Source organism: Pseudomonas sp. 18058 (assembly GCF_902706155.1).
GTDB lineage: Bacteria > Pseudomonadota > Gammaproteobacteria > Pseudomonadales > Pseudomonadaceae > Aquipseudomonas > Aquipseudomonas rustica.
The window spans coordinates 72,806-86,641 of record NZ_CACSJY010000005.1 but is presented as its reverse complement, the minus strand read 5'-3'; the positions used below and the strand labels follow the sequence as shown (position 1 = coordinate 86,641).

The 13,836-nt window shown below is 60.6% G+C and carries 14 protein-coding genes; 6 read left to right on the top strand and 8 right to left on the bottom strand.

The window, feature by feature from the left end; all coding sequences use genetic code 11:
• Window positions 1-39: 39 nt before the first annotated feature.
• Window positions 40-585: a twin-arginine translocation pathway signal protein gene (locus GVL50_RS04350; RefSeq protein ID WP_159811892.1), complete on the bottom strand. Its 546-nt coding sequence runs from the start codon at window positions 583-585 to the stop codon at window positions 40-42.
• 29 nt (window positions 586-614) lie between these two features.
• Window positions 615-2,063 (bottom strand): coniferyl aldehyde dehydrogenase, encoded by a 1,449-nt coding sequence (locus tag GVL50_RS04345; RefSeq protein ID WP_305728908.1) that lies wholly within the window; start codon window positions 2,061-2,063, stop codon window positions 615-617.
• Between the two features lie 128 nt (window positions 2,064-2,191).
• On the opposite strand from GVL50_RS04345, the gene GVL50_RS04340 reads away from it, so the two are divergent.
• Both GVL50_RS04340 and GVL50_RS04335 read left to right on the top strand, forming a co-directional pair.
• Window positions 2,192-2,863 carry a TetR/AcrR family transcriptional regulator gene (locus tag GVL50_RS04340; RefSeq protein ID WP_053124733.1) on the top strand — a complete coding sequence of 224 codons (672 nt, stop codon included), beginning with the start codon at window positions 2,192-2,194 and terminating at the stop codon, window positions 2,861-2,863.
• Window positions 2,864-2,894: 31 nt separating this feature from the next.
• Window positions 2,895-3,749, top strand: coding sequence for a sulfurtransferase (locus GVL50_RS04335; RefSeq protein ID WP_159811891.1), 855 nt, complete (start codon window positions 2,895-2,897; stop codon window positions 3,747-3,749).
• A 78-nt stretch (window positions 3,750-3,827) separates the two neighbouring features.
• Here GVL50_RS04335 and GVL50_RS04330 read toward each other — a convergent pair whose 3' ends face one another.
• From GVL50_RS04330 to GVL50_RS04305, 6 genes are all read right to left on the bottom strand, one after another.
• The gene (locus GVL50_RS04330) at window positions 3,828-4,658 is read right to left on the bottom strand and encodes an AraC family transcriptional regulator (protein WP_159811931.1); all 831 of its coding nucleotides are present in this window, start codon (window positions 4,656-4,658) and stop codon (window positions 3,828-3,830) included.
• Complete coding sequence (locus tag GVL50_RS04325) at window positions 4,655-5,650, bottom strand: hydrolase (RefSeq protein WP_159811890.1); 996 nt, start codon at window positions 5,648-5,650, stop codon at window positions 4,655-4,657. The genes GVL50_RS04330 and GVL50_RS04325 overlap by 4 nt, the downstream gene beginning before the upstream one ends.
• 181 nt (window positions 5,651-5,831) lie before the next feature.
• Window positions 5,832-6,446 carry a 16S rRNA (guanine(966)-N(2))-methyltransferase RsmD gene (rsmD, locus tag GVL50_RS04320; protein WP_159811889.1) on the bottom strand — a complete coding sequence of 205 codons (615 nt, stop codon included), beginning with the start codon at window positions 6,444-6,446 and terminating at the stop codon, window positions 5,832-5,834.
• Window positions 6,446-7,936: a pitrilysin family protein gene (locus GVL50_RS04315; protein ID WP_159811888.1), complete on the bottom strand. Its 1,491-nt coding sequence runs from the start codon at window positions 7,934-7,936 to the stop codon at window positions 6,446-6,448. The genes rsmD and GVL50_RS04315 overlap by 1 nt, the downstream gene beginning before the upstream one ends.
• On the bottom strand, window positions 7,929-9,284 hold the full coding sequence (locus GVL50_RS04310) for a pitrilysin family protein (protein ID WP_159811887.1): 1,356 nt from the start codon (window positions 9,282-9,284) through the stop codon (window positions 7,929-7,931). The genes GVL50_RS04315 and GVL50_RS04310 overlap by 8 nt, the downstream gene beginning before the upstream one ends.
• 152 nt (window positions 9,285-9,436) lie before the next feature.
• The gene (locus GVL50_RS04305; RefSeq protein ID WP_095121529.1) at window positions 9,437-9,631 is read right to left on the bottom strand and encodes a hypothetical protein; all 195 of its coding nucleotides are present in this window, start codon (window positions 9,629-9,631) and stop codon (window positions 9,437-9,439) included.
• Between GVL50_RS04305 and ftsY the strand changes: the two genes are divergently transcribed.
• The 4 genes from ftsY (at window position 9,630) to rpoH (ending at window position 13,789) form a co-directional block, all read left to right on the top strand.
• Complete coding sequence (gene ftsY / locus GVL50_RS04300; RefSeq protein WP_159811886.1) at window positions 9,630-11,129, top strand: signal recognition particle-docking protein FtsY; 1,500 nt, start codon at window positions 9,630-9,632, stop codon at window positions 11,127-11,129. The two genes, GVL50_RS04305 and ftsY, sit on opposite strands and share 2 nt — an antisense overlap.
• Window positions 11,126-11,797: a cell division ATP-binding protein FtsE gene (ftsE, locus tag GVL50_RS04295; RefSeq protein WP_003229148.1), complete on the top strand. Its 672-nt coding sequence runs from the start codon at window positions 11,126-11,128 to the stop codon at window positions 11,795-11,797. The genes ftsY and ftsE overlap by 4 nt, the downstream gene beginning before the upstream one ends.
• Complete coding sequence (ftsX, locus tag GVL50_RS04290) at window positions 11,794-12,819, top strand: permease-like cell division protein FtsX (RefSeq protein ID WP_159811885.1); 1,026 nt, start codon at window positions 11,794-11,796, stop codon at window positions 12,817-12,819. Before ftsE ends, ftsX begins: the two co-directional genes overlap by 4 nt.
• A gap of 115 nt (window positions 12,820-12,934) precedes the next feature.
• On the top strand, window positions 12,935-13,789 hold the full coding sequence (gene rpoH / locus GVL50_RS04285; RefSeq protein ID WP_042561557.1) for an RNA polymerase sigma factor RpoH: 855 nt from the start codon (window positions 12,935-12,937) through the stop codon (window positions 13,787-13,789).
• The last annotated feature ends 47 nt before the right edge of the window (window positions 13,790-13,836 follow it).

The window sequence follows — 13,836 nt, the reverse complement described above, 5'->3', positions numbered from 1 at the left end:
TGTAGGAGTGAGCCTGCTCGCGATGGGCGCGACACAATTTCAGACGGTAGGCGGCCCGGGATAGCCGCAATGCCCCCACGATTCCGCGCGGGTGTACCAGGCCATCGTGACCATTTGCTGCAACGAGCTATGCCCCATGTTCAACAAACTCAACGAGCTGTTTTCCCAACGGTCGAGGAAGTTGCGCATCGCCTCGGCACTGGCATTTTCCCAACTGCCCCAGATCCCGGTGAGCGGCCCGCGCGTCACGGCCATGCCAAGCACGTCGAACAACTGGCGAGTGAGTTTGAGCATTTCCGGCGACAGGTGATCGAGGCTGTAATCCAGCGTTTTTAGCGTGCCATCCACCGCGCTCGGCATCTTTTCAGTAGCCACGGCGCCATCGAGCATCACTGGAATCAGCGCGCGCAGAAACAGCAGATCACCGTCGCGCAAGCTGATGAAGCCGTTGGCCGCGACGCTGGAGGAGCAGCCACTGAGGCTGGCACCAAGGCCAGCGGTGGCGAGGAAGGCCGTGGCACCGAGGCTGAATTTCAGCAGGCCACGGCGCGACAGGGCAGGTGTTTCGGTCAGGCTTGGGTGCATTGTTTTTATTACCCGGCGGTGACGAATGATTAGCGAATGAATAGCTTCTGGATCAGTTTCTGAATCGATTTGCCGTACGGCGGGTAGATCAGTTTGGCGGCGTTGAAGCGCTGTTTAATCAACACGCCTTTGGCCTTGCTGAAGGTCAGAAAGCCTTCATGCCCGTGGTAATGGCCCATGCCGGAAGGGCCGATGCCGCCAAACGGCATATCGTCCTGGGCGACGTGCAGCAGTGTGTCGTTCAGGCACACGCCGCCCGAATGGGTTTCGTGCAGCACGCGGGTTTGTTCGCGTTTGTCGTAGCCAAAGTAGTAAAGAGCCAGAGGTCGTGGGCGCTGATTGATGTAAGCGAATGCCTGCTCCAGATCGCGGTAGGGCACGATCGGCAGCAACGGGCCGAAGATTTCGTCCTGCATCACGGTCATGTCATCGCTGACATTCAGCAGCACGCTGTGCGGCATGCGTCGGCCCTGACCTTGTTCGAACAGCGGAATCAACAGCGCGCCTTTGCTGGTCGCATCGCTGACGTAACTGTTGAGCCGGGCCAGTTGGCGTTCGTTGATGATCGCCGTGTAATCCGGGTTATCGGCGAGGGTTGGATAGAAGCTTTGCACCGCCTGGCGATAGGCTTCGACGAAGCCGCCGACGCGATCTTCCGGTACTAAAACGTAGTCCGGAGCGACGCAGGTTTGCCCGGCATTGAGGGTTTTGCCGAAGGCGATGCGCTCGGCGGCGTCCTTCAGTGGCACGTCGCGGGAGACGATGGCCGGCGACTTGCCGCCCAGTTCCAGCGTGACCGGCGTCAGGTTTTCCGCGGCTGCGCGCATGACATGTTTGCCGATGCTGGTGGCGCCGGTGAACAGCAAATGATCGAAGCGCAGACGGGAAAATGCCACGCCGATGTCTGCCTCGCCGAGCACCACGCAGACCAGATCTTCGGGGAAGATGCGCGCGAACAATTCCTTCATCAACTGCCCGGTGGCCGGGGTCGATTCGCTGAGTTTGAGCATCACGCGGTTGCCCGCTGCCAGCGCGCCGACCAGCGGGCCGATGGCCAGATACAACGGGTAATTCCACGGCACGATGACGCCGACTACGCCCAACGGCTGGTACACGACTTTCGCCGAAGCCGGTTGGAATGCCACGCCGACTTTGCGCCGCGAATCCTTCATCCAGCCCTTGAGATGGCTGCTTGCGTAATGGATGCCGTGCAGGCTCGGCATCAGTTCGGCGAGCAGGGTTTCATCGGCACTGCGATGACTGAAATCCGCGCTGATCGCCTCGATCAAAGCCTGGCGTTCATTGCTCAGCAAGTCGCGCAACGACTTCAGCCATTGCTGGCGCTGCGCGGCGGGCGGCATCGGGTTGGCGGCGTATGCGGCCCGTTGCGCCTCGAATAACCGGTCGAGCTCTTCCAGGGGCTGTTGCAGCGTTTGCAGGTAGGCAATATCGGCAGTCATCGTAGGCTCCGGATTTATTGTAGTGATGAACTTTTTAGAGTCTATGCTCTATAAAGTCAAATGACTTCCGTGTGCAGCTTTGTTTTATCCATTTCCGGATAGGTCGTAAGATGCCCCTCACCGCACTCTGAATTAAAGCTCAAGCCATGGCCCCACGAATAAAAACCAGCGAGCGCATCGTGCAGAACAGCCTCGAGCTGTTCAATCAGCAGGGCGAGCGCAGCATCAGCACCAACCACATTGCTGCCCATATGGAGATTTCTCCGGGCAACCTGTACTACCACTTCCCCAACAAGCAGGCGATCATCTCGGTGCTGTTCAGCGAGTACGAAGCCTTGGTGGACAGCTTTCTGCGCCCGCCGCAGGGGCGTGCCGCGACGGTCGAAGACAAGCGTTTCTATCTCAAGGAACTGCTCTCGGCGATGTGGGGTTACCGCTTTCTGCACCGCGACCTTGAACATTTGCTCGACAGCGACCCGGAACTGGCCGCGCGTTACCGGCGCTTTTCCCAGCGCTGCGTGATTCAGGGCGCGGCGATTTACGAAGGCTTTGTCGCCGCCGGGATCCTCAAGATGGATCGCGTGCAGATCGAATCGCTGACCCTCAACGCGTGGATCATCCTGACCTCGTGGGTGCGCTTTCTGTGCACCACCCGCGAGAATTCCAACCATCTCAGCGAGCAAGCCGTTAAACGCGGCGTGTATCAGGTCTTGGTGCTGGAAGCCGGGTTTGTCACCGATGAGTCGCGGGATGCGGTCAATGCACTGTTCGACGAGTTTTATGTACCGCTGGCCCAGGCCCTCGAAGACGTAAAGTAAACATTCCGTTGAAACTCCACAGGAGCTCGTTATGCCGATTGCGCAGTTGCTCAGCCCGCAAGCCTTGGATGCCCGCAAGGAACAGCCGGGGCTGGTGATTCTCGATTGTCGTTTTGCCCTCGAAGACCCGGATTACGGGCAGCGCAGCTACGCCGAAGGACACATTGCCAGCGCGCGCTTCGCCGATCTTGAGCGCGATCTCAGCGGTAAAGTGGTGAAAGGCGTGACCGGACGTCATCCGCTGCCCGAGCCGGCGGCGTTGATCGAGCGGCTGCAAGCGTGGGGCATCAACAACGACAGTGACGTGGTTTTGTATGACGACGGCCCGGGTGCTTATGCGGCGCGGGCGTGGTGGTTGCTGGCGTGGCTGGGCAAGCGCGATGGGGTGTTTATTCTTGATGGCGGGCTGAAGGCTTGGCACGCGGCGGGTTTGCCGTTGAGTCTGGATGCGCCGGAGGTCACTCGTGGGGATTTCAGTGGTCAGCCGGACATGGGCTTGTTGATCAGTGCCGAAAAACTGCAAAAGCGTCTCGGCCAACCAGCGTTGACCTTGATCGATGCTCGGGCCTTGCCGCGATTCAAGGGTGAGGTTGAGCCGATTGATCCGGTGGCTGGGCATATTCCCGGGGCGCAGTGTGCGGCGTTCACCGATAACCTGGGCAGCGACGGGCGGTTTTTGCCGGCGGATCAGTTGCAGCAGCGTTTTGCCGCGAAGCTGGGTGATCGTTCGCCGTCGGATCTGGTCGCGTATTGCGGCTCCGGGGTGACGGCGTGTCACAACTTGTTTGCGTTGTGTCTGGCAGGTTATCCGTTGGGTTCGTTGTATGCCGGGTCGTGGAGTGAGTGGATCAACGAGCCAGCGCGCGGCATCGCCACCGGCGAATAAGATCAAAGGATCGCAGCCTTCGGCAGCTCCTACATTGGAATGCATTTCCCTGTAGGAGCTGCCGCAGGCTGCGATCTTTTAGCTTTTCAGTCGGGCACTGCGATACGCCGCGGGCCCGACGCCATAAGCCTGCTTGAACTGTCGGCTCAAGTGGCTCTGATCGGCAAAGCCCAACTGCGTCGCGACTTCCAGCGGCAAGCAACCACTCTGCAGCAGTGCCCGCGCCTGGGCGATGCGTTGTTGCATCAGCCAGGTGTGCGGTGGCATGCCGGTCGCGCGGCGGAATACCCGGGCGAAATGGAAGGGTGACAGATTGACCGCCGCCGCCAGTTCATCCAGCGATGGCGGCGCCGCCAGTTGTGCCTGCATCACGTCCTTGGCCAACAGCACCGCGCGGTGTTCTTTGCCGGGATCGGCAAGCTCGCGCACCGCTGCGTGACGTTGTAACAGCAGCAACATCAGCTCGCGCCACACCGTTTGCTGTTGCAGCGCGGTCGCGGGGCTTTCCAGCAAGCGGTGCAACTGGCAGAAACCGTTGACCAGATCCGGGTCGCGATACAGCGTGGCGCCGAAGGCCGGCAGACTGGTGGTCGGCAACTCCAGCTCATCCAGCAGCGAAACAATCTTGCCGGTATCCGGATAAAACGCCCGGTACAGCCAGCCGTCCTCGGTGCCTTTGTGGCCGGTGTGCAATTCGTCCGGATTGATCAGCACCAACGTGCCGCTGCCCGCCAGGTGTTCAGCGCCGCGATAGCGGTAGCGCTGAGCGCCGGCCATGATCATGCCGATCACAAAACCGTCGTGTACATGCGGGGCGAAGCGTTGCTCGATATAGCGCGCCGACAACAACTCGACCCCGGCCAGTGGCGCGGTTTGCCAGAATCGGATCGACTCGCCCTGATCGCTCATGCGGGCACGCTGGCCAGCCATTGCGGGATACGGCGTTCGAGGTAATAACCGGGCTGGCGCACTGAGCCATCGACGAATCCAACGTGCCCGCCGCGCGCCTGCAATTCAAAAGCGGTCGAGGCCGACAGCTCGCTTTCCGAAGGCAGGCTGTGCGGGAACACAAATGGATCGTCCGCTGCCTGAATGATCAACGTCGGCGTGCGGATCTCGCCGAGGAAATAGCGGCTCGACGCTCGACGGTAATAATCCTCGGCATCGGTAAAACCGTGCAGCGGCGCGGTTACCCGGCCATCGAAATCCCAGAACGTGCGCATGTTCTCCAGCGAACCGAGCGCTGCCAGAGCCGCCAGTCCATCTTCGCGCCCGTCGTGCTGAAACTGCCGTTGCTTGTTCTTTATGTAGGCGACCATCTCGCGCATGAAGTGCGCCTGATACACCTTGGAAAAGCCTTGGCCGATACGGTCGGCGCATTGATCGAGGCGGAACGGCACCGATACAGCCACCGCACCCAGCACGCCACTGGTGCTGCCGGTTTCACCCAGATGTTTGAGCAGCACGTTGCCGCCCAGCGAATAGCCGACGGCGTACAACGGCGCCAACGGGCGTTTCGCGCGCAGGTGTTTGATGGTTTCGGCGAGGTCTTCGCTGGCGCCGGAGTGGTAGCTGCGTGGCAGCAGATTCGGTTCGCCCGAGCAACCGCGCCAGTTCAGCGCAACGCTGGCCCAGCCCTGCTCGGCCAAGGCTTTTTGCACGCCGGCGACATAAGGCGAATTGGAAGAACCGGTCAGGCCATGCAGCACCAGCACCAACGGCGCATCGGCCGTGTGCGGGCCATGCCAGTCGAGGTCAAGAAAGTCGCTATCCTCAAGCCACAAGCGCTCGCGCTCACGCTGGATATGCACGGTTTTGCGCCACAGCGGCCCCCACAAGGTTTGCAGGTGCGGATTGCCGAGGCCGAGGGCGGGGATGAAGCGTTCTGAAGAGGCGGACACGATGGTTCTCGATGCAGCGATGTGATGAGGCCCACAAAGCTGTTAGTCAATTTCCAGAGTACACAGGCTCAGTGTGGCGAGGGAGCTTGCTCCCGACGGGGCGCGCAGCGGCCCTTTTTCGGACTGCTGCGCAGCCCAGCGGGAGCAAGCTCCCTCGCCACAGGTTTTTGCTCGCCTTGGATTAAGCGGCGACTTCGGCCGTACGTTGCCACAGCGCGTAGTAAACCCGGCCGGATTTCTGTTCGCGGTGCAGGCGCCAGTTGCCCGGCAGGCCCAGCGTCGATGGCGCCGTTTCACTTTCAGTGTAGATCCACGAGTCGGCGGCCAGCCACTGACGTTCTTCGAGCAAGGTGCACACGGCAGGCAGCAGGTTCTGGTTGAACGGCGGGTCGAGGAACACCAGGTCGTATGCACTGGCGGTCTGGGTTTCCAGATAACGCAGCGCGTCCGCCGTCTGCACCTGGCCGTTGGTGCAGCGCAGGGTGCCGAGGTGTTCCTTCAGGCTGGACACCGCAATGTTGCTCGCGTCCAGCGCCTGGCCCATGGCCGCGCCACGGGACAGCGCTTCGAGAAACAGCGCGCCGCTGCCGGCGAACGGGTCGAGTACCTTGGCCCCTTCAACGTACGGCGCGAGCCAGTTGAACAGGGTTTCACGCACGCGATCCGGGGTCGGGCGCAGGCCCGGCGCATCGGGGAAGCTCAGCTTGCGGCTGCGCCATTGACCGCCAATGATGCGCAACTGGTTCACACCGTTGTGAACGTTGTGCGCAGGCTTTTTAGGGGAACGAGTTGCCATTAATGCTCCGGAACCCCGAGCGGTTGCTCGGCAGGTTTATCAGATGGGGCCGGTAACGGCTTTTGCGGCACGGTCGGGCCAGCGGTGACGATGACCATTTTGTCCGTGCTCAGATGTTTGTTCAGGGCGTCGCGGACTTGTTCCACGGTCAGGCTTTGCGACTGACGCATGAAATCGTCCAGATAGCTTAACGGCAGATTATAGAAGCCCATCGCGCCGAGTTGGCCGACGATATCGGCATTGCTCGCGGTGGACAGCGGGAAACTGCCGGCCAGTTCGCGTTTGGCGTCGTCGAGTTCTTTCTGCGTCGGCCCGGTTTTCAGGTAGTCGGCGAGCACGTCTTGCACCAGTTTCAGGGTGCCTTCACTCATTTCCGCGCGGGTCTGCAGGTTGATCATGAACGGGCCGCGCGCCTGCATCGGGCTGAAACCCGAATACACGCCGTAAGTCAGGCCACGCTTCTCGCGCACTTCGCTCATCAGACGTGTACCGAAACCGCCGCCGCCGAGGATCTGGTTGCCCATCGACAGCGCCGCGTAATCCGGATCGTCACGGTCGATGCCCAGTTGCGCGAGCAACAGGTTGGTTTGCTTGGACGGGAACTCGATGTGATTAACGCTGGCTTTCGGTTCCTGCGGCTGCGCGATCTTCGCCAGCGCCGGGCCTTTCGGCAGGGCTGAGGAAACCTGATTGGCAATCGCCTCGGCCTCAGCGCGAGACAAATCGCCGACCAATGCAATCACCACGTTGCCAGCCGCGTAGGCCTTGGCGTGGAACTCACGCAATTGCGCGAGGGTGATCTTCGGCACGCTTTGCGGATTGCCGTCGCTCGAATGCGCGTAAGGGTGATCGCCGTACAGACGCTTCATCAGCTCTAGGCTGGCGAGTTTGCCGGGGTTCTGCTTCTGGTATTCGAAACCGGCGAGCATCTGGTTTTTGATGCGGGCAAAGGAGTCAGCCGGGAAGGTCGGTTTGCCGACCACTTCCGAGAACAGCTTCAAGGCCGGTTCGCGCTTGTCGACGGCACTCAAGCTGCGCAGCGAGGCCAGCGCCATGTCTTTGAAAGCACCGTTGCCGAAATCCGCACCGAGGCCTTCAAAACCTTGAGCGATGGCGCCGACGTCTTTGCCAGCCACACCTTCGTTGAGCATCGCGTTGGTCAGCACCGCCAGACCCGAAGCGCTGCCGTCCTGGCTGCTGCCCGCGGCGAAGATCAGGCGCATGTCGAACATCGGCAGCTCATGGGCTTCGACGAACAACACCTTGGCGCCGTCGGCGGTGTTCCAGGTCTGCACGTCGAGTTTGCGGCTGGCCGGGGCCTTGCCGTCGAGTTCGGCCAGCGATTGCAGCTTCTGGCTGGTCTTGGCGTTGTCGAGGGCTTCGCTGGCCTTGCTGTCAGCGCTTGGCGACAGATAGAAAGCAGCAGAGCCGATCACCGCCACGGCGATCAGGCCGAGCAGCATCAAACGTGGGGTTTTGCGCTCACTCATGAGTCGTCTCCAGTGGCAGGACGTGGGCGACGCTGAGACGTTCGCGGGTGAAATACAGCTTGGCGGCGTTCTGGATGTCTTGCGGGGTCACGCTTTCCAGATCGGCGAGTTCGGTGTCCATCAGTTTCCACGACAGGCCGACGGTTTCCAATTGACCAATCGCAGTGGCCTGGCTGGTGATCGAATCACGTTCGAAGACCAGACCGGCGATCACTTGGGCACGCACGCGCTCCAGCTCTTCGGCGGACGGTGCGGTGGTTTTCAGCTGTTCCAGCAGTTTCCACAGACCGGCCTCGGCTTGCGCCATGGTCTTTTTCTTCTGCGTGTTCGGCGTTGCTGACAGGGTGAACAGGCTGTCGCCACGGGTGTAGGCGTCGTAGTTCGACGAACCGCCGGAGACCAGCTCGTCGCCGCGTTCCAGTTGTGTCGGGATGCGACCGCTGTAGCCGCCGTCTAGCAAAGCCGAGATCAGGCGCAAGGCGTTGACCGAGCGTTTGTCTTCAGCGGTGGCGATGCTTGGCACGTTGAAACCGAGCATCAGGCTAGGCAGTTGTGTCTGTACGTGCAGGGTGATCTGGCGTTCACCTGGCTCGGCCAGTTCCAGCGGTTTTTTCGCCGGTGGCACGTCGCGTTTGGCGATCGGGCCGAAGTAGCGTTGGGCGAGGGTTTTCACTTCGTCCGGGGTGACGTCGCCGACTACCACCAACGTGGCGTTGTTCGGCACGTACCAAGATTGGTACCAGTGGCGCAGCTCTTCGACCTTCATGCGGTCGAGGTCGGCCATCCAGCCGATGGTCGGCGTGTGGTAGCCGCTGGCCGGGTAGGCCATGGCCTTGTAGCGCTCGTAGGCTTTGGACATCGGCTTGTCATCAGTGCGCAAGCGGCGCTCTTCCTTGATGACTTCGATTTCCTTGGCGAACTCGTCGGCCGGCAGGCGCAGATTGGCCATGCGGTCGGCTTCCAGCTCAAAGGCTACGCCCAGACGGTCGCGGGCCAGCACTTGGTAATAAGCGGTGAAGTCGTCGCTGGTGAAAGCGTTCTCTTCGGCGCCCAGATCGCGCAGGATCAGCGACGCTTCGCCGGGGCCGACTTTCTCGCTGCCCTTGAACATCATGTGTTCGAGCGCGTGAGACAGACCGGTCTGGCCCGGGGTTTCGTAGCTGGAGCCGACCTTGTACCAGACCTGCGAGACCACCACTGGCGCGCGATGATCTTCGCGCACGACGACCTTGAGGCCGTTGTCGAGGGTGAATTCGTGGGTCGGTTGCGGGTCGGCCGCCAGGGCCGAAAGGGGCAGGCAGACTGTGCTGAGCAGCAGGCCTGCGGCGCGGCGGGCTAGAGCATTCATTCGTTTTTTAACCTGTTGGGCTGCCCGCTTGGTCTTAGCGTCGGCGGGCGAGAGGGTGCTAGGATACTGATCCGTTTTACTGGCGGCCACGCCTATCAAGCCACTGATCGCTAGATAGGTTGTATGGGTTCCCGGCAGAAGCTTTGAGTTTGTCAGCTAAACTCTGCGTTTTCGCCGAAGATGCCGTTCCAGTCCTTCGTATTAATCGACCTTTGAGGTGCCTGTGGCGCCTCGACAAAATGTTGCGCGTGAACAAGCTGGATGAAACACAGTCTGTTCTGCATCGAATATTTATTTGCCGGGGCGCCCTTATGGCGCGTCGCTACCGTGAGATAGCCGTCCTCCATGTTTGGTTCCAACGACGACAAGAAGACCCCAGCTGCGGCTGGCGAGAAGAAAAGCCTGTTCGGATGGCTGCGTAAGAAACCGCAGGAACCCGTCGTCGAACAGCCGCCCGCGATTCCTGAGCCCGCTCCCGCGCCGGCGCCGGTAATAGAAGAAGAGCCGGCACCGATCGTTCTGCCGCTTGCCGAACCGGTGTTGCAACCGGTTGAGCCGGAACCCGAGCCGCAAGTGCCAGTAGCGGCGGAATTGCCGCTGACCCCGGCGGCCGAGCCGTGGCTGACCTTGCCGGTGGCAGAAGAGCCGGTGGCGTTGGTTGAAGAGGCTGCGCCGCACATTACGCCGGTGATTCCTGCACCGGTGGTTGAGCCGATTGTCGAGCCTGTGCCGGTGGTTGCTGAGCCGGTTGCCCCGGTATTCATTGAGCCGGTTGCTCCGGTTATTCAAGAGCCCGAGGCTGCACCTGCACCTGCACCTGCACCTGCACCTGCACCGGTTATCGCTGAGCCAGTTGCGCCAGTTGAAGTGGTCGCTGAAGCCCCCGTCGAAGCCCCGCGTACCGAAGAAACCAAAGCCGGTTTCTTCGCCCGCCTCAAGCAAGGCCTGTCGAAAACCAGCGCCAGCATCGGCGAGGGCATGGCCAGCCTGTTCCTCGGCCGCAAAACCATTGACGACGATCTGCTCGATGACCTCGAAACCCGTCTGCTCACCGCTGACGTGGGCGTCGAAGCCACCACGCAGATCATCCAGCGCCTGACCCAGAAGGTCGCTCGTAAAGAACTTGCCGACGCCGACGCGCTGTACAAATCCCTGCAGGCCGAACTGGCCGCGATGCTCAAACCGGTTGAACAACCGCTGAAAATCGCCTCGCAGAACAAGCCTTTCGTGATTTTGGTGGTCGGCGTCAACGGCGCCGGCAAAACCACCACCATCGGCAAACTGGCGAAGAAGCTGCAACTGGAAGGCAAGAAAGTCATGCTCGCCGCCGGTGACACCTTCCGCGCCGCTGCCGTTGAGCAATTGCAGGTCTGGGGCGAGCGCAACAAGATTCCGGTGATCGCTCAGCACACCGGCGCCGACTCCGCCTCGGTGATCTTCGACGCCGTGCAAGCCGCCAAGGCCCGTGGCATCGACGTGTTGATCGCTGATACCGCCGGTCGTCTGCACACCAAAGACAACCTGATGGAAGAGCTGAAAAAGGTTCGTCGAGTGATCGGCAAGCTCGACGCCGACGCGCCGCACGAAGTGCTGCTGGTGCTCGATGCCGGTACTGGCCAGAACGCCATCAATCAAGCCAAACAATTCAACCAGACCGTCGAACTGACCGGTCTGGCGTTGACCAAGCTCGACGGTACTGCCAAGGGCGGCGTGATTTTCGCCCTGGCCAAGCAGTTCGGCCTGCCGATTCGCTACATCGGCGTCGGTGAAGGCATCGACGACTTGCGTACTTTTGAAGCAGAACCCTTTGTCCAGGCACTTTTTGCCGAGCGGGAGCGTTCATGATTCGTTTCGAACAGGTCGGTAAACGCTACCCGAACGGTCACGTCGGCTTGCATGAGCTGAGCTTTCGAGTCCGTCGTGGCGAGTTCTTGTTTGTCACCGGTCACTCCGGTGCCGGTAAATCCACTCTGTTGCGCCTGCTGTTGGCAATGGAGCGTCCGACCAGCGGCAAATTGCTGCTGGCCGGGCAAGACCTGAGCACCATCAGCAACGCGCAGATTCCGTTCCTGCGCCGGCAGATCGGCGTGGTGTTCCAGAATCACCAGTTGCTGTTCGATCGCACGGTGTTCAACAACGTCGCGTTGCCGCTGCAGATTCTCGGGCTGTCCAAGGCCGAAATCGCCAAGCGTGTCGATTCGGCGCTGGAGCGCGTGGCGCTGTCGGATAAAACCGATCTGTACCCAGGCGATCTGTCGACCGGTCAGCAACAGCGCGTCGGCATCGCCCGCGCCATCGTCCACCGCCCGGCCTTGCTGCTGGCGGACGAACCGACCGGTAACCTCGACCCGCGACTGGCCGCGGAAATCATGGGCGTGTTCGAAGACATCAACCGGCTGGGCACCAGCGTGCTGATCGCCAGTCACGACCTGGCACTGATCGCGCGCATGCGGCACCGCATGTTGACCCTGCAACGTGGCCGATTGATCGGCGACGGGGAGGCCGGAGTATGAGTGCGACGCGCAGCCCCAAAGTTTCCGAGCGCGTGGCGCCGAAAGCCGCCGATCCGCAGCCGCAAAAGAAGAAAAAGCACGACGATGACGATGGCCCGGACTTCGCCACGCTGTTCCGCGCGTGGATCGAAAGCCATCGCGCCAGCCTGCTCGACAGCCTGCGTCGCCTCGGCAAGCAGCCGATTGGCAGCTTCTTCACCTGCATGGTGATGGCCGTGGCCTTGAGCCTGCCAATGGGCTTGTCATTGCTGCTGAACAACGTCGAGCGTCTCGGTGGTTCGTGGCAGCGTGCGGCGCAGATCTCGTTGTATCTGCAACTCGACGCGAGCCCGGAGCAGGGCGAGTCGTTACGCGAGCAGATCAAAGGCATGCCCGGCGTTGCTGATGCTAAATATGTCGGCCGTGACCAGGCGCTGGAAGAGTTCCAGCAGCAGTCTGGATTGGGCGAAGCCCTGCGCGAGTTGCCTGAGAACCCGTTGCCGGGTGTAGTGCTAGTGACGCCGAACGAAGTCGACAAGCCAACCCTGGAAGCATTAAGACAAAAACTTTCCGAGCTGCCCAAGGTACAACAGGCGCAACTTGATCTAGTCTGGGTCGAGCGTCTGGCCGCCATCCTCAAGCTCGGCGACCGATTTGTCTTTGGTCTGACGGTGTTGTTGGTTTCTGCATTACTTTTGGTGATAGGCAATACCATTCGTCTTCATATTGAAAACCGCCGCACCGAGATAGAAGTGATTAAACTCGTCGGCGGCACTGACAGTTATGTGCGACGTCCCTTCCTCTATATGGGCGCGTTGTATGGCTTCGGTGCGGGGCTGTTGTCATGGGGTGTATTGGCGTTCGGCCTGAACTGGCTGAACGATGCGGTGGTTGGGCTGGCCGGGTTGTACGGCAGTGATTTCGCATTGGCCGGCGTGCCAGTTGCCGACGGTCTGTCGCTCTTGCTTGGCGCGGTGCTGTTGGGTTATATCGGTGCATGGATTGCAGTCGCACGTCATCTCAGGGAGCTGGCGCCGAAGTAGAATCTTTTTTGCGCGTGATTGACCTCGCTGTTTTTATGGGAACTCTCGTTTGAATTCCCGGTCAATTTTTCGCAGTGCTGAGAAGCACGAGTATGTAAGTCGGAGGTTTTTTCGTATGACCAATTCTTTGCAACCTGCGTATGCGTTGGTTCCGGGTGCGAACCTGGAAGCTTACGTGCACACCGTCAACAGCATTCCATTGCTGACGCCGGAGCAGGAGCGTGAACTGGCCGAGAGTCTCTACTATGAGCAGGATTTGGGGGCGGCTCGGCAGATGGTGCTCGCCCACCTGCGTTTTGTCGTACACATTGCCCGTAGCTATTCCGGCTACGGTCTGGCTCAGGCTGACCTGATCCAGGAAGGTAACGTCGGCCTGATGAAGGCAGTCAAGCGCTTCAACCCGGAAATGGGTGTGCGTCTGGTGTCGTTCGCCGTGCACTGGATCAAGGCGGAAATTCACGAGTTCATCCTGCGCAACTGGCGCATTGTGAAAGTCGCGACCACCAAGGCCCAGCGCAAGTTGTTCTTCAACCTGCGCAGCCAGAAGAAACGTCTGGCGTGGCTGAACAACGAGGAAGTCCACCGTGTGGCGGAAAGCCTCGGTGTGGAACCGCGTGAAGTGCGCGAGATGGAAAGTCGCCTGACCGGCCATGACATGGCCTTCGATCCGGCTGCTGAAGCCGACGACGACAGCGCTTTCCAGTCGCCGGCCAACTATCTGGAAGACCACCGGTACGACCCGGCGCGTCAACTGGAAGATGCCGACTGGAGCGACAACTCCAACAACAACCTGCACGAAGCACTCGAAGTGCTGGACGAACGCAGCCGTGACATCCTCTATCAGCGCTGGCTGGCAGAAGAGAAAGCCACGCTGCACGACCTGGCGCAGAAGTACAACGTGTCGGCTGAGCGTATCCGTCAGCTCGAGAAGAGCGCGATGAACAAGCTCAAGTTGTCGATCGCTGCGTAACCGGCGAACAGGCAATAAAAAACGCCCCGATCAGCAATGATCGGGGC